Raw genomic sequence first — 15,850 nt, forward strand, 5'->3', positions numbered from 1 at the left:
GGACACCGGTTTGGCTCGCTCGCGGTACGGCAACCGTCCAGCCCTGGACGGCGTGCGAGGCGTCGCCATGCTCACGTTCATGGCGTTCCACCTCGGCGTCGGCTGGCTGCAGGGCGCCTGGGTCGCGGTCAACGTCTTCTTCGTGCTGTCCGGCTTCCTGATCGTCCGGCTGCTGCTCGAGGAGCGCGTCACCTACGGCGACATCCGGCCGCTGGAGTTCTATCGCCGACGGATGCGGCGGCTGCTGCCGGGCCTCTTCCTGCTGCTCGGCACCCTGACGGTCTATGGCGTCTTCATCGCAGGCGACGACGTACGACGTCCGCTGCGCTCGGACATGCTCGCGACCCTCGGCTACGTCATGAACTGGCGGTTGATCCTGCGTGACGACCAGTACTTCGAGATGTTCGGCAACCCCTCGTTCCTGCGGCACGCCTGGACGCTGGCGGTGGAGGAGCAGTTCTACCTGATCGCGCCGTTCCTGGTGTCGCTGCTGGTGCTCTTCCTGTGGCGGCGCAGCCACCAGGTCGCCGTGCTCCTCCTGCTGGCAGCGGCCTCTGCGGTCTGGACCGCCAACGTCGGCCTCGCTGACCAGTCAGCTCAGGCTCACGCGTACTACGGCACGGACACGCGAGTGCAGGCCCTGCTCATCGGCGCCGCCCTGGCGTTCGTCCTCGGCCCGAAGTCCAACGGTCGTGATCCTCGCCGACTCCCGACCTCGGTCGTGGCAGCCCTCGGATGGGGCGGGCTGGCCGCCATGCTCGCCGGCTACATCTTCATCCCGCCGTTCGCGAGCTGGATGTTCGGTCAGGGCGGGATGGCCCTGTTCTCGCTCGCGTTCGCCGGGCTCGTGCTCGCCTGCGCCGACCCGCGACGGTCCCTGCTCACGACGGTGCTGGGTCAGCGTCCGATCGCCTACCTCGGCAAGCTGTCGTACGGCCTCTACCTCTGGCACTGGCCCATCCACCTCTGGCTGCAGGACGCCTGGCCGGACCTCCCGGTGTGGCTCGCCGTGGTCATCGGGATGGCCTTGACGATCGGGATCGCCGCGGCGTCGTACCGCTTCATCGAGCAACCGGTGATGCGTCGCGGGGTGCGTGCCCTGCTGCCCGGTCGGCGCGGCCGGCGAGGCCGAGGCCGAGTACTGGTGGCGGCAAGCCTCGGCGCGCTGCTGCTCGGCGCGTACGTCGTGGGCAAGGTCCCCGCGGCCGCCACCTCTGCGGACACCGGGCCGAACATTCAGCTGATCCCGGGGAGTGCGACGTACAAGCCCGGGACCACGCACGTGAAGGTCGGGATCTTCGGTGACTCGGTGCCCTACCTGCTCAACGCTCGGATGCCGCGCAGCCGCTATCCCGACCTCGACGTCGTCAACCTCGCCGTTCCGGGCTGCGATCTGGTCGATATCGACATCCGATGGACACCGGACAAGCGCGGTCCGAACTCACCGGAGTGCCTCCGTGGGAAGCGCACGTTCGACGCGACGCTGCGCAGCAGCAAGTCCCAGGTCTTCGTCCTGTTCGGTGGTGCTCTGTTGTCGATGCCGCACATCACACCGGACGGCACAGTGCTGCAGATCGACGACCCACGGATGCAGCGGCTCATCACGGCTCGACTGGATGAGTTCAGGCGCAGGGCGAAGGCTGCAGGGGTGCAGCAGATGCAGGTCGTCACCGTGCCGTGTCGCGACGTGAAGGTGCAGTACATCCCGGAGGAGTACCGGCCGTACATGCGGGCCCATCCCGAGATCGTCAAGGCGGCCACAGACCCGGTCGCGCTGAACACGTTGATGAAGTCGTGGGCCGCCAAGAACGACGTCGCGGTGATCGACATGTACCAGGTGCTGTGCAGCGACGGGTTCCACGCGCGGCGGAACGGGCTGGAGATCTTCGGTGATGCGATCCACTTCTCTCCGGAGGCGACGCCGATGATCTGGACGTGGCTCGCCCCGCAGATCCGTGCCGCCTATCAGCGCGGAGCGCATTCGTGAGCAGTCTGACCACCCGCCGCGACCTCAATGCTGCGCGGGCCCAGCGCTACGCCGCGATCGACGGCTACCGGGGCCTCTTCATCAGTCTCGTACTGCTGTACCACGCGGGGGTCTCGGCGCTCGCCGGCGGTTGGATCGGGATCAACCACTTCTTCGTGTTCTCCGGCTTTCTCATCGCGCGGTTGCTGATCCGGGAGCAGCAGCGCACCGGCACGATCAGGGCGCTGGAGTTCTACAGGCGACGGGTGCGGCGCATCGTGCCGGCGATGCTGATCCTGGTCGGCGCGGTGGTCGTGCACACCTGGCTCACCCAGGAGGCCGAGCAGCGTTCGCAGTTCGGCGGCGACGCCTTCGCGACGCTGGGCTTCTTCCTCAACTGGCGCCTCATCGGACGCGATGACGCCTACTTCGACATGTTCGGACACCCGTCGCCGCTGCGGCATGCCTGGACGCTCTCGGTCGAGGAGCAGTTCTACGTCCTGGCGCCGTTCCTCATCCTGGCGGTGTGCTGGCTGACCCGGAAGCGTCTGCGACGGGCGGCGGTGCCTGTTGGGCTGGCCCTGCTGTCGGCCTGGTGGACGGCGCACCTCGGCCTGCACAGCCTCGCCGACTACCCGCGGCTCTACTACGGCACGGACACTCGCGCCCAGGCGCTTCTGGTCGGAGTCGCGGTCGCCTTCGTGCTCGGCGTCGGGTCGGACGGACGACCCCCTGCTCGGCTGTCGCGTGGCGCCGTCGAGGGCATCGCGTGGACCGGCATGCTCGTCTCGATCTCGGCCCTGTTCATCCTGGACGAGGACACGCCCTGGGCGTTCAACAACGGCGGCATGCTGGTCTTCGCGATCGCGGCCGGCCTGATCGGGTTCGCGGCTGTCGACGACCGCAACCTGCTGATCAACCGGGTGTTCTCGTGGGCGCCGCTGGCCTACCTCGGCCGCATCTCGTACGGCCTCTACCTCTACCACTGGCCGATCATTCTGTGGCTGCCGCTGAACGGGCTCCCGCGCGTGGTGGCCGGCGCGATCCAGCTCGGGCTGACGCTCGTCGTGGCGAGTCTGTCGTTCCGCTTCGTTGAGGCGCCGATCCTGTTGCACGGTCTGCGCGGACTCTTCCGCCGGCGTACGACGCGACGCCTGCTGCCCGTCGGCCTGATCGCGGTACTGACCGCCGGCTCGATGGTCCTCTGGACGACGAAAGCGCCTGCGCTGAGCGAGGTTCCGACCCTCGTGGCAGGTCAGGCCGCGTACAAGGGGAACGGGCAGACGGTCGGTACAACGTTGGTCGGCGACTCGGTCGCGGCGTCGCTGGCAGCCGGCTGGACCCCGGGGTCCTACCCCGATGTACGGCTGGAGAACCAGAGCGCGATCGGCTGCGACCTGATGACGGTGCCGGTCCTCCGTGATGGCCAGACGCAGAAGGAGGATGAGAAGTGCACGGCCTGGAAGTCGCACTGGCCGGCCGTCGTCCGTGAGAAGAGCGACCGGACTGTCCTGCTCGTGGCCGACACGCACTTCCTGACCACGCACCAAGGCCCCGACGGACCGGCCACCCCGCAGTCGCCCGCACTGGCGAAGCTGATCGGCTCGGCCCTGGACCACGCGTGGGCGCAGGCCAAGGCTTCAGGCGCCACGCGCATCAGCGTGCTCAACCTGCCGTGCCGGCGTATCGACCCCCAGCGCCTGGACCCGTCGTTGCGCTTCTTCGCGGCGGAGGGCAGTAACGACCGGGCCGTGACGTGGGCCAACGGGGTCATCGCAGACTGGGTGCGCAAGACGTCCGGCGCGCAGCTCCTCGACCTGCACGCCCAGCTCTGCACCGACGGCTATCGACCGTCGATCCGAGGCGTGAACCTCTACCACGACACGTTGCACTTCTCCCCGCAGGCGGCAGCGATGATCTGGACCTGGATCACCCCACGGATACGAGACCACTCGCTCGCCTGAGCGACCGGCCGCTGCTCGAACGCTGCCATGTGAGGCAGCGCACATGGCACTATGAGTCCGCTACTCGGCGGTAATGACGGACAGGAACGGATCACCAGCATGGACACGGCGAGATTCTTCGAGGGCGTTCCCGCGCTCTTCCCGGGCGACCCCCAGGACACCGACCCGCTGGACTCGTACTGGGACGTCGTCAAGAAGGACGTCAGCGGCTACACCTCCTCCAACGAGCTGGCCGTGCTCAACCACGCGGCGCAGCTGATGCCGGAGTCCGAGGCCTACCTCGAGGTCGGCACCTTCAAGGGGCGCTCGCTGTGCGGGGCCGTGCGGGATGCCGCCGACAAGAAGTTCTATGCCATGGAGAACTTCATGGAGTTCGGGATGGCGGGCCAGGAGGCGCGTACCGAGCTGATGCGCAACCTCGGCGTCTACGGCGCCGACAGCGATGTCGAGCTGCTCGAGGGGGACTGCTTCAAGCTGATGGTCCAGCCGGGTGCGATCGATCGGCCCGTCGGCGTCTACTTCTACGACGGCGAGCACACGCTGCTGTCGCACTACCTCGCACTCGCGGTCGTCGAGCCGCTGCTCGCCGACGAGGCGCTCGTCCTGGTGGACGACGCGACCTGGCCGGTGGTCCAGCGCGCCCACCGCCTCTTCATGAAGCGCCACCCCGGCTGGACGATCGAGGCGACCTGGGATGCCCGCGAGGCCGATGACCCGCGCTGGGCCAATGGTCTGCACGCCCTGGTGTTCCGGCGTACGAAGCCCTCACGTCTCAGCCGCAGCGATGAGTCCCTGCGTCGCTACCAGACGACGGTGCAGGACCGCGTCAACGCCGTCGCCTGGAAGGCCGCGGACGCCATGCCCGGCGTGGTCAAGGCCGGCGCGAAGGTGCTGCTGTCACGCTCGCGTGCCATCGGTAGCGGCGATCGCTGACGTCTCGTCGAACGGATCGACCGCCTGGTGGGCGATCAGCACGCGCACGAGACCAGTCACAGCCACGACGAGTGCGCCAACCACACATACCGTCACGATCTGCGCTGCTGAGTCGTGCCACCAGAAGGCGATGACCGCGCACTGAGTGACCAGGACGACCCAGGTCAGCAGGCCGAGCGTCGCCGAGTTGCCGCCCATCTCCGAGAACAGCCAGACCTGCGCGAGTGCCCAGGTCGTGCCGAGCGCGACGCACGCCACCGCGAGATAGGCGAAGTCGACGTACTGGTCACCGCCTGCCAACCGGATCCACAGGCGTGGCGCCGCAGCGACGACGCCGAGGGCGACCAGGCCGAGGGCGAGCACCAGTCCGGACGCCTTGAGCAGCACCCGCGTGGCGCCGTGCGACTGCATCCGGGGGACGACCAGGAGAGCGACGAACTGGGTGGCCCAACAGACGGCTCGACCGAACGTCGAGGCCAGCGCATAACCGCCTGAGTCGTGGGCCGACAGGAAGTGACGCGCCAGGATCACGTCCACGTTGGTGAGCGCCATGAACGCCGCCAGCGTCGTGTTGGACTTGATCAGCTCAGTGACGAGTCCACGCGTCGCCCCGGGCAGCCGCCGGATCGCCTCACGGCACAGCCACCACCCCCAGGCAGCCCCGAAGGTGCTCGCGATGAGCAGGACGCCGAAGACCTCCTCGACCCTGAGCCCGAGCAGGGCGGCCGCGCAGGCCGCGGCCAACCGACCGCCGGCCGTCACGATGTAGAGACTCGAGAGCCCGCGGACCCGCTGCTCACCGAGGAGCACCCCCTGGAAGGCCCCCGTCAACGTCATCGGGATGAGCGTCAGGCCGAGCAGCACGGGGGACCAGAGCGAGTCGAGGTGGAAGCCCGACGCCAGCACGGTCGACAGCGCCACGGTCAGTCCGGCGAGTGCCGTACCGATCCACGCAGCGAGCCGGACCCCGCTGGTGAGCTCGCCTGAAGCGAGATGGCGGGCGACCACGACCTGGAAGGCGCCGGCGGGGATCGCCAGCAGGATGCCGTACGTCGAGAGCGCGGAGTAGCCGCCGAAGTCGGCCGGCCCGAGCGTGGGCGCCAGGACCACGACGAACAGGTAGCTCAGGACATTCGAGACTCCCATGGCCACACCGAGCACGGCGCCCGTCAGTGTCGCGCGCCACGGGCTGGGCGGCGCGGCATGGCGTGGCTTCAAGGAGGTGACCTTCGCATCGAGCGGCTAAGTGTGATCCAGGCTACTCACGGGTTATATTGGCCGTCGCCCGAAGCGACCTGCCGGCACCTGGCGTCGCCCCCGAGACCACCTCGCGGAGTCCCCGTCTTGCGCCTGTTCACCCGGTACCGGCTGACCGTTGCGCTGTTGGTTCTCATCCTCGGCCTGATCGTCTTCCTGAACGACCTCGGCGACTTCAACACCGACATCAAGCCCGAGGTCTACATCGCGCCGCTGGACATGATCGGGCGTTATCTCTCGTCCTGGACGTCCTCGCCCTATCTGGGCTCGCCGAACTTCAACGTCGGCCTCGTCCCGGTGCTCCTCGTGCTGGCCTTCCTGCGCTGGATCGGGATGTCGCCCGAGATCGCGTTCAAGACCTTCCACCTGATGCTGTGGCTGACGGCCGCGTGGGGGACCACGAAGCTGGTGCGGTCCATCGCTCCTCGCGCTGGCAGGTGGGGTGCCCTCCTCGCCGGCGTGATCTACCTCGCCAACCCCTACACGATCCAGGCGGGCGCGACCCTGGCGATCGCGTTGCCACTGTCGCTGCTCCCGTGGCAGCTCTACTGCTACGTGCGCGCGCTGCGCGACCACCGCAGCTGGGCATGGCCGGCGGGCTTCGGCCTGACGTTCTTCGCGATGAGCGGGATGAACGTCGCCGTCGTTCCCCTGCTGCAGCTGCTGGCGCTGATCCCCGTCGCGGTGGCGATCCGCTCCGAGACGCGGATCTCGTGGGCACGCATCACGGCGGTGACCGCCAAGTGCGCGGCCTTCGTGATCGGGGTGTCGATCTACTGGCTGGTGCCCTCCGCCGCCGCCCGCGCGACGGGCAGCCAGATCGTGGAGAGCTCGGAGACGCTGACCGGCATCGCCAAGGTCGCCTCCTTCCCGGAGGTGCTCCGCGGAGTCGGTCTCTGGCCGCTCTACGGCCACGACGAGAACGGCCCCTGGGTCGCGCAGCACGCGGTCTACGTCGCCAGCCCGTTGGTCATGATCGTCACGATGGTCTGGCCGGTCCTCGGACTGATCGCGCTGCGGTGGTGCACCGGTGTCGTACGCCGGCTGGTCGCCGTCTCCATCGCCATCGCCGCGGTGGTGATGGTCGGGTTGTTCCCCAGCCAGGAGCACCCGGCGTCGCCGTTCGGGCGGGCTCTGGAGTCGGTCCTGAAGATCCCGGTGATGTCGGCCTTCCGGACCACCAACAAGATCGGTGCAGTGCTGGCCCTCGGGCTGGCGATCGCGATCGGCGTGGGGATGGCCGCGATCTTGCCGCGCGTGTGGCGGCGTCCGGGCGCAGCTCCGGTCGTGGTCGGCCTGACGGTGGTGCTGCTCGGTGCGTGGACCCTGCCGGCGATCGGCGGGCGGCTCTACACATCGCAGATGAACATCCCCGCCTACTGGAATTACGCGGCGAAGGCGGCCGATCGAGGCAACCCCAACAGCACGGTGCTGATGCTGCCCGGGCAGGTGCGCCCGGACTACCGCTGGACGGTCGAGCGTCCGGACGATGTCGCCAACTCGCTGTTCAAGCGGGACGCGGTGATCCCGGAGACCAACCCCAACGCCTCGGAGCCGGGCGCCAACTTCCTGGCCGCGCTCAACGACGCGGTGCAGTCCGGCTCTGCGCCCCGCAACGTCATCTCGAGCATGTCGCGCTACCTCGGCGCGGACTCGGTCCTGCTGCGGCGCGACATGGTCTGGGAGGACGACGGTGGCGCAGCGCCGTCCGTGACGACCAAGCTGCTGTCCTCCGACCTCGGCCTCAAACAGTCCGCCACGTTCGGCTATCCCAGCGAGAACGTCGTCGACCCGGCCGGTGACGGACCCGGCGGGACCAAGCTGCCGCCGCTCGCGCTGTACGACGTCGCTCAGCCCCGCTCGGCCGTGCGTGCCGAGTCGACCGATGGCACCCTCGTGGTGGCCGGTGACGGGTTCGCCTTCCCCGCGCTGACCGACGCCGGGCTGCTCGGTACGACGCCCACGGTTCGCTATGCCCAGGACCTCACAGCAGCCCAGCTCGCGCAGGCGCTGCAGTCCACGGGACGCCTCGTCATCACCGACACCAACGCCCGGCGTGATGTGATCCCCAACCGGCTCACGGCCGGGATGGGCCCCCTCCTGGCGTCCAACCAGAAGCTCGACGACACTCGTACGCTCGGCACCAAGGCAGCGGACCAGACGGTGCTGCTGCGGTCCGGTCTCGGCGTTACGGCGAGCACGACGGGCGGCACGTTCTTCGACCTGCCCTACGGCGTGGCCGAGTACGCCGTGGACGGCGACCCGACCACGGCGTGGCGCTTCGGTGACTTCCGCCGGGCCGTGGGCCAGACATTGCAGGTCCGGCTCCCGGGTCCGACCGCGCTCGGCAAGATCCCGGTCTCGCAGCTGCCCATCGGCAGCGTCAAGATCGACAAGGTCACCCTGACTGCCGGTGGTCGCTCCTCGACCGTGCGCCTGCCGGACAAGGGGAGTGCGACGCTCGACCTCGGCGGCGTGATGGCCGACAAGGCGACGCTCAAGATCGACAGCATCCGGGGAGCGGGCTTCAACCTCGTCGGACTCGCCGAGCTCGGAATCCCCGGTCCCAAGGCCACTCGTGCCGCGCGTACCCCGACGACACTCAGCGATCGCTACGACCAGCTGGGCACGGGCGCTCGCGCACAGTTCGCCAAGACGCCCCTCGACATCCTGCTGACCCGAGTGCTCAACACACCGGAGTCCAACGACGACAGCGAGCGCGCCCTGCGCCGCGTCGTGACAGTCCCGGACACGCGTGACTACGCCATCCAGGGCAACGTGCGGGTCACGGCGCCGATCGAGAGGACGTACGACGACGTCGCCGGCTACTCCCGCTCGTCCGGGGCGCGCTCGTCGACCTTCTACTTCGGCAACCCGGTGTGGCGCGCCTCCCAGGCCGCCGACGGCAACCCGAAGACCGCGTGGGTCCCGGGCGGCTCGACCCGAGGCGAGTACTGGGAGAGCACCGGACCCGAGCGCACCATCTCCAGGGTCAAGATCAACCAGGTTCGCGGCCCTGACAAGGAGCCCCTGTGGGCGAGCCGGGTCCAGATCAGCGTGGACGGCAAGGCGGTCCTGACTGCCTCGATCAACCCCGGTCAGAACACCTTGACCCTCCCCGAGAGCGTCCGCGGCTCGAAGGTGCGGATGACGATCCTGGGCCTGTCCGGCAAGCTGACGTCAGCGCCGCCGCGGTTCACCGAGATCGATACCGGCGTGACGATGCAGACCACCACGCCGGGACCACTCGACAAGGCCGACTCACGCTGCCTGACCGTCGCCACCGTCGACGGCAAGGCGGTGCGGATGCGCCCGGACAGCAAGGAGCTCGCGGGTCCGGACCAGTCCGGCACCCGGTGGGTCGGCTGTCAGGATGTGACCCTCGACCGCGGTGAGCGCCGGATCGAGCAGGCAGACGGGTTCGTGCTGGACTCCTTGACGCTGAAGGACAAGCAGGGCAAGGCCCAGCCGACGCCGCTGCCCCCGCAGTTCAAGGTGACCGACAACTCCAGCTCGGCCAAGACCATCAAGGTGACGGCAGGCAAGGCGCCGTACGCCGTGGTCATCGGTCAGAGCATCGACCCGCGGTGGCGCGCGACGATCGACGGCAAGGACGCGGGCGCACCGGTCACGATCGATGGGTTCTCGGCGGGCTGGGTCGTGCCACAGGGCGGCTCGCACACGGTGAAGATCTCGTTCACGCCACAGCGCAGCTCCAACATCGGCCTGGCCGTGTCCACCGTCGTCGTCCTGCTGGCGCTGGTCCTGGTAGTGCTGGCCTGGTGGCGTCGTCGCCGTGGTCCGGCGACGCGTCCGCATCGCCTCGAGGCTGCGTCCGTGGCGACCCGGATGCGTCCTGAGCCTGCCCCGGCGACCCGCACCATCCGCCGGCAACAGGCGGAGGCGCGGCATACCACCGGCCAGCGAGCCCCCTGGCCGCGTCCCGTGCGTGAGCTGGGCCTGCTCGTACTTGCAGGTTTCGCCGTCGGCTGGGCGGGTCTGGCGGCCGCCGCCGTGGTGATCGCCGTACTTCGTTGGCGCCCGCTGCGTCCGTCCTGGCTCATCGGTGCCGGCGCAGGTTTCGCGATGTTGTCGATCGTGGTGTACGTCGCGCTGCTCGGCAGCGATCGTGGTGAAGTGACTGCAGACGCGGTCGCCTCCAGCCTGATCCCGCACTACCTCGCCGGAGGTGGCCTGGTGATCGCGCTGGTCGGCGTCCTACTGGCACACGACCACCATCACGACGACCCGGACGAAGACATGGCAGACGCCATCACGATGGAGGCACCACCCGCATGAGCACAGACAGCAACCCCGTGGTGACCGTCGTCGTACCCACACGCAACAACATCCGTACGATCGCCGCCTGCCTGGCCTCCGTCACCCAGCAGACTTACGCACCCCTTGAGCTGCTCGTCGTGGACAACCACAGCGACGATGGCACGGCGGATGTGGCGGGGGAGTACACCCCGGACGTCATCACCGCCGGTCCGGAGCGCAGTGCGCAGCGCAACATCGGCGTCGAGAAGGCGCGCGGTGAGTGGGTGCTGTGGCTGGACAGCGACATGGTGCTGCCGCCGGAGACGGTCGAGGTCGCGATGCGCACCGCTGCCGAGCACGATGCCGTCGGTGTCGCGCTGCCCGAGCGGACGATCGGTGATGGGTTCTGGACGGCCTGCCGAGCTCTCGAACGCTCCTGCTACCTCGACGACCCGTGGCTGCACAACCCGCGCCTGGTCCGACGGGACTTCCTGATGGAGGACGGCGGGTTCCACCTCGAGATGTCCGGACCCGAGGACGCCGACCTGCGGATGCGGATGCACGCCCAGGGCGCGGCCATTGCGCTGGCGCCGATCATCGTCGACCACGACGAGGGCCGCCTGACGCTGGCCGAGGTGATGCGCAAGCGCTACTACTACGGCCGCAGCATCCCCGCCTTCGCCGAGCAGCACGACGGCGCGGTGGGCGAGCAGGGCCGCGCCGTGCTGCGCTCCTACGTGCGCCACCGCGGTGACCTCGCCAAGGACCCTGCTCACTCGGCCGGCATGGTGGTGATGCGCGGCATGGAGGTCGTGGGCTACTCACTGGGCGCGCGCCGTGGTCGTCGTGACCGCGCCACCACACCATGACGCGTCGGATGCTGTGGGTGTCGCTGCCCGACCAGCGACCGCGCCGCGAGCTCTACTGGATGTCGCGGATGCCCGACACCGCCGTCACCGCTCTCGCGCGCGACGAGCCGGTCGGCGACATCACCTGGGTGCCGAGCACCTACCGCCGTCCGATCAAGCGGTTCATCGAGGCCGGCGCCCTCGCCTGGGTGCGTGGTCTGGACCAGCAGGACCCGACGTCGTACGACTGGGTCACCTCGCTCGAGCTCTGCTCGTTGGTCACCGGTCAGGCCTCGAAATGGCGGCGTACGACGAGTGGTCGCCGCCCGCTCCAGGCCGTCGTCACCTGGGAGAACCTCCCCAACCAGCCGATCTACAAGGTGCCGCCCTACAAGCAGGCGCTCGAGTCGTGCCGGGACGCCGACCTGCTGCTCTGCATGGTCGACGCCGCGCGAGATCACTTGCTGGACAACGGTTTTGACGATGACCGCATCCAAGTGGTCAAACCTGGCGTCGACACCGAGATCTTCACTCCGGCCGCCGAGCCGACCTCTGACCCGGTCGTCGCCTTCATCAGCCCGCTCGCGCCCAACAAAGGCATCGACCGCGTCCTGGAGGCCATGCAGATCGTGCAGCGCACCATCCCTGAGGCGAGTCTCGTCGTCGCCGGTCGTGGCCCGTTGCGCGACCAGGTCGAGGCGGCAGCCGCCGACCCGACCCGACGCGTACGCCTGGCAGGATCACTCGACGCCCACGGCGTGGCCGAGCTGCTGCGGGGGGCGGCCGTCTTCACGACCGCGCCACGCCCCACCTGGAAGTGGACCGAGCAGCTCGGCCTGGCCTACCTCGAGGCCCAGGCCTGCGGCCTCCCGATCGTGACCACCCGCTGCGGCACCAACGATGAGGCGGTCGAGGCACCCAACGACCTCGTCGAGGACGACGCCGAAGCGCTGGCGGCCGCTCTCGTGGCCTGGCTGGAGCACCCCGCGCGTCGCGCCGAGGCCGGCCGAGTCAACCGGGCTCGGATGGTGGCCGACCACGACCTCGTGACCCAGGTCGGGCGGATGGGCGAGGCCTTCGCCACCGTCGAGCGCGCGCACGGCCGATGAGCGCATCCAGCCGGGCACGCCGCTACTGGGGAGCCGGGACCGGTCTGGTCTGCGGCCTCGGGGCCCTCGGTCCGGCGCTGCTGCCGGGCTACCTCCTGGTCTACGACATGGTGTTCGTGCCGCGGCTCGGACTGAGCGACCGGACACTCGGCGTCGACGGATCGGTGCCCCGCGCCGTACCCAACGACCTCGTGGTCGCCCTCCTGTCCCACGTAGCGCCCGGATGGGTGGTCCAGAAGGCGCTGCTGCTGCTGGTGTTCATCGGTGTTGGTGCCGGTGTCGCGGGACTCGTCCGCACCCGCGTGGCAGCCGTCGCCGCCGCGCTGGCCGCCTGCTGGAACCCCTACGTCGCGGAGCGGCTGGCTATCGGGCACTGGGGCTTCCTGCTGGGCTACGCCTGCCTGCCGTGGGTCGCTTCGGCAGCGGCCGCGTGCCGTGACGGGCGCCCGTACGGCCGTGCGCGCCTCGCGACGGCGCTGGTCCTCGTGGCGCTGACCGGGTCCACGGGCTCGGTCCTGGCGGTGCTGCTGGTGGCCTGTGTCTTCGCGACGCCCGGGGCCGAGGCCAAGGCCCGCGCGGCTGCCGCTCGGATCGGCGACGTGGCGTGGATCGTCTTGGTGGCGGTGCTGGCCAACGCACCGTGGTGGTACCCGTTCCTCGTGGTGGCGCCCAGCGCGGAGGCGGACTCGGCTGGAGTCGAGGCGTTCATGTCGCGAGCCGACACCCCGTTCGGGGTGATCCCGTCACTGCTGACCGGCGGCGGGATCTGGAACCGCGGCGTCTGGTTCGACGAGCGGATGTCGGTGGCGATCGCCGGCGTCGCGCTCATCGGCGTCATCGCGTCGGTGGTCTGCTGGGTGCGCGCACGAGGCTGGAACCTGCATCCCGCTGCCGCGGGCCTCGGGCTCGCCGGGGTCATCGGCTTGCTCGCCGCCGGCCTCAGCTCGGTCGTCGGCGGCAAAGAAGTCGTCAGTTGGGTCGTGACCAACCTGCCCGGCGGCGGTCTGATGCGCGACTCGCAGAAGTTCGTCGCGCTGTGGGTCGTGCTCCTCGCCGTGTGCGTCGGCACTCTCACCGAAGTGCTGCGCGCGGCGATGCGGCGCGCCGACGCCGGCTGGGCAGGCAGCGTCGTCTTCGCGCTGGTCCTGGCGGCCTGGCCGGTCGCGACGCTCCCGAGCATGGCCTTCGGTGGACTGGGTCGTTGGGAGGCCGCCGAGTACCCGTCCAGCCAGCTCGCCCTCGCCGACCGGGTCGAGCAGCTCTCACCCGGGTCGGTCGCGGTGTTTCCGTGGACGCTCTACCGGCGCTACGCGTGGAACGACAACATCGTGGTCCTCGACCCGTGGCAGCGGCTGATCTCGCGTGAGGTCCTCGTCAACGACGACCTACCCCTGTCCAGCCGCACGGTTCGAGGAGAGAACGCCGAGTCGCACCAGATCGGCACCGCGTTGCGGACGCCCACCACAGACGTCGCACAGACGATGCGGGGGCTCGGAGTGCGCTACGCGCTGGTTCTGACCGACCAGCCGCCGGATCCAGGCGTACCGGATGTCCGGGGTCTTCCGCTGGTCGCGGCCAGTGACGGGGCCCGGCTGTACGACCTCGGCACCCGCGGGTTGACGCTGCATTCCGGCTCGCCGACAGCCGACCACTACGCCGGCCTGATCGGCGGCGGAGTGGCGCTGGTCGTCACCCTCGGCAGCTGGCCAGCCGGGCGCCTGGCCCGGCGAGATCACGAGTTGAGACCGGCGCGCGTCTGAGCCCCACGCGTACCCGCCAGTATTGCTATGCTTCCACTGAGAGAAGCGGCGCATGCATGCGCTGATGACGACGAGACCAGTGAGGTCAACTGATGACGAGTGGCAACAAGGCGGCCTGGAACATCGGCGGCGCAGTGGTCGGCATCCTGCTTGCCGGACTGTCGATCCTTGGCTTGATCCAGTCGCAGAACTCGATCAAGCAGCCCCAGACCTACAACAACGTCATCAGCTACGACAGCTGACGTGACCCGGCCGATGCGCCGGTGAGCACGACGACGAAGGGCCGCACCCCACGGGTGCGGCCCTTCGTGCGTGTCAGGAGAGCCGCCTCAGCCGGAGCGCTCCAGCTGGGTGTCCAGGTCGTCGAGCTCCTGGGTGAGCAGCACGCTCTCCACGGACGGCAGCAGCGCGTCCAGGTCATCACCCGACGCGGGCGTCGCGAGCAGGTCCTGCTCGATCTCCTCGACGGGCGTGAGCGACAGCGGCTCATGGTTGGGCTGCGGCAGCCGGGGGGAGTGGCCGAGGACCGAGCTCAGGGTGTGCGACAGGAGGGCGCCACTCGCACGCCAGTCGAAGCTGTGGGCGTGGGCCCGCGCACCGGCTCCCAGCCGCTCGCGCAACGTCGGGCTGCCCAGCAGGTGTGCGACCTGCCTGGTCATCTCGCGGGCATCGTGCGACAGCAGGCCGGTCCGGCCGTGCTGGATGGACTCGCTCGGCCCACCGGCGTGCGCGAAGGCCAGGGCCGGCGTGGCGTGCAGCCCGGCCTCGACGATCGTCAGACCCCAGCCCTCCTTGTGCGAGGGCATGAGGACGAGCCAGGACTGCGCGAGCAGCGTGTGCTTGGTCGTCTCGTCGACGAAGCCGTGGAAGTTCACCCGCTCGGCGACCCCGCGGGCCTCGGCGTGGGCGACGAGCTGGTCCTGCCAGTAGCCGGTGCCGACGATGTTGAGCTCGAGGTCGGGATGCTGCTCGGACAGGTCGGCGACGATGTCGATCGCCGTCTCAACCTGCTTGTGCGGCACGAGGCGGCCGAGGACCGTGATGCTCGGGTGCGTCGTACGCGGGAGCTCGGCGTAGGAGTCGAGGTCCTCCGGGTGGTCGTTGCCGCTGTAGATCAGGTCCACGCGGTCCGCGGAGATGCCCAGCTCGCCGAGGTCGCGCCGGGTCGCCTGGGAGACCGTGACGTAGCGCGAGCTGCGGTAGACGCGCGGTGCAAGCCTCGACTCCAGGAACCAGCCGACCCGACCGAGGTGGCGGCCGAAGATGACGTTCCACTGATCGCGGTGCACGTGATGGACCACGTTGACCACCGGCACGCGAGCGGCGACGGGCGACCAGAACGGCACGCCGTTCTGCACGTCGATGACGATGTCGTAGTCACCGCGACGACGAGCCACGTGCGCGAGCCCGTGCAGGTAGCAGGTGAAGCGATTGCCGCGCCGCAGCACGGTCACGTCGTCATGCCGGTCGTCGCGCTGCGCCCCGGGAAAACGGGAGGTGAAAAGGGTGACGTCATGTCCCAGCTGGGTCAGGACTTCGGCCGTACGCTCGACGAACGTCTCGGAGCCGCCGGCCTCGGGGTTGTCGCGGTCACGCCAGGACAGATAGAGGACCCTGAGGGGTCGCTGGGCTGCCCCTGCGGGCGACGCGCCAGAGGTGCGAAGCAACGGGTCTCCTCCTGGATCCGACCGAGGTGCGCAGGTGAGACGGCAGTCACACGTGCGGCCGATAGAGTAACGCCGATTGTTACTGA

Annotated in this window: 10 protein-coding genes; 8 read left to right on the forward strand and 2 right to left on the reverse strand. The window is 69.3% G+C overall.

All coding sequences use genetic code 11. The annotated features are described in order from the left end of the window. Positions 1-10 precede the first annotated feature (10 nt). The 3 genes from VV02_RS14260 to VV02_RS14270 all read left to right on the forward strand — a co-directional run bounded on the left by VV02_RS14260 (position 11) and on the right by VV02_RS14270 (position 4,863). Positions 11-1,987 (forward strand): acyltransferase family protein, encoded by a 1,977-nt coding sequence (locus tag VV02_RS14260; RefSeq protein ID WP_052592461.1) that lies wholly within the window; start codon positions 11-13, stop codon positions 1,985-1,987. Next, a complete protein-coding gene (locus tag VV02_RS14265; protein WP_052592463.1) occupies positions 1,984-3,930 on the forward strand; it encodes an acyltransferase family protein in 1,947 nt (648 codons plus the stop codon). Before VV02_RS14260 ends, VV02_RS14265 begins: the two co-directional genes overlap by 4 nt. A 99-nt stretch (positions 3,931-4,029) precedes the next feature. Next, positions 4,030-4,863 (forward strand): class I SAM-dependent methyltransferase, encoded by an 834-nt coding sequence (locus VV02_RS14270; protein ID WP_052592465.1) that lies wholly within the window; start codon positions 4,030-4,032, stop codon positions 4,861-4,863. Here VV02_RS14270 and VV02_RS14275 read toward each other — a convergent pair. After that, positions 4,828-6,081, reverse strand: a complete 1,254-nt coding sequence (locus tag VV02_RS14275) for an oligosaccharide flippase family protein (protein ID WP_157063409.1) — start codon at positions 6,079-6,081, stop codon at positions 4,828-4,830. The two genes, VV02_RS14270 and VV02_RS14275, sit on opposite strands and share 36 nt — an antisense overlap. A 126-nt stretch (positions 6,082-6,207) precedes the next feature. Between VV02_RS14275 and VV02_RS14280 the strand changes: the two genes are divergently transcribed. From VV02_RS14280 to VV02_RS26430, 5 genes are all read left to right on the forward strand, one after another. Then, on the forward strand, positions 6,208-10,419 hold the full coding sequence (locus tag VV02_RS14280) for an alpha-(1->3)-arabinofuranosyltransferase domain-containing protein (protein WP_052592469.1): 4,212 nt from the start codon (positions 6,208-6,210) through the stop codon (positions 10,417-10,419). Then, positions 10,416-11,249 carry a glycosyltransferase family 2 protein gene (locus VV02_RS14285; RefSeq protein ID WP_052592471.1) on the forward strand — a complete coding sequence of 278 codons (834 nt, stop codon included), beginning with the start codon at positions 10,416-10,418 and terminating at the stop codon, positions 11,247-11,249. The genes VV02_RS14280 and VV02_RS14285 overlap by 4 nt, the downstream gene beginning before the upstream one ends. Beyond that, positions 11,246-12,337, forward strand: coding sequence for a glycosyltransferase family 4 protein (locus tag VV02_RS14290; protein WP_052592473.1), 1,092 nt, complete (start codon positions 11,246-11,248; stop codon positions 12,335-12,337). Before VV02_RS14285 ends, VV02_RS14290 begins: the two co-directional genes overlap by 4 nt. Next, positions 12,334-14,097: an MmpA family trehalose lipid delivery protein gene (locus tag VV02_RS14295; RefSeq protein WP_052592474.1), complete on the forward strand. Its 1,764-nt coding sequence runs from the start codon at positions 12,334-12,336 to the stop codon at positions 14,095-14,097. Before VV02_RS14290 ends, VV02_RS14295 begins: the two co-directional genes overlap by 4 nt. 92 nt (positions 14,098-14,189) lie before the next feature. Next, positions 14,190-14,339: a hypothetical protein gene (locus VV02_RS26430; protein WP_157063410.1), complete on the forward strand. Its 150-nt coding sequence runs from the start codon at positions 14,190-14,192 to the stop codon at positions 14,337-14,339. A gap of 87 nt (positions 14,340-14,426) precedes the next feature. Here the strand turns inward: VV02_RS26430 and VV02_RS14300 are convergent, their stop codons facing one another. Then, positions 14,427-15,764: a glycosyltransferase family 4 protein gene (locus tag VV02_RS14300; protein WP_245633081.1), complete on the reverse strand. Its 1,338-nt coding sequence runs from the start codon at positions 15,762-15,764 to the stop codon at positions 14,427-14,429. Between the last annotated feature and the right edge of the window lie 86 nt (positions 15,765-15,850).

Origin of the sequence: Luteipulveratus mongoliensis, assembly GCF_001190945.1 — a bacterium.
Classification (GTDB): domain Bacteria; phylum Actinomycetota; class Actinomycetes; order Actinomycetales; family Dermatophilaceae; genus Luteipulveratus; species Luteipulveratus mongoliensis.

Bases quoted from the DNA above. Each gene is read 5' to 3' on its own strand.
- VV02_RS14270 (WP_052592465.1), top strand. From the start codon at position 4,030: ATGGACACGGCGAGATTCTTCGAGGGCGTTCCCGCGCTCTTCCCGGGC.
- VV02_RS14285 (WP_052592471.1), top strand. From the start codon at position 10,416: ATGAGCACAGACAGCAACCCCGTGGTGACCGTCGTCGTACCCACACGC.
- VV02_RS14290 (WP_052592473.1), top strand. From the start codon at position 11,246: ATGACGCGTCGGATGCTGTGGGTGTCGCTGCCCGACCAGCGACCGCGC.
- VV02_RS14295 (WP_052592474.1), top strand. From the start codon at position 12,334: ATGAGCGCATCCAGCCGGGCACGCCGCTACTGGGGAGCCGGGACCGGT.
- VV02_RS26430 (WP_157063410.1), top strand. From the start codon at position 14,190: ATGACGAGTGGCAACAAGGCGGCCTGGAACATCGGCGGCGCAGTGGTC.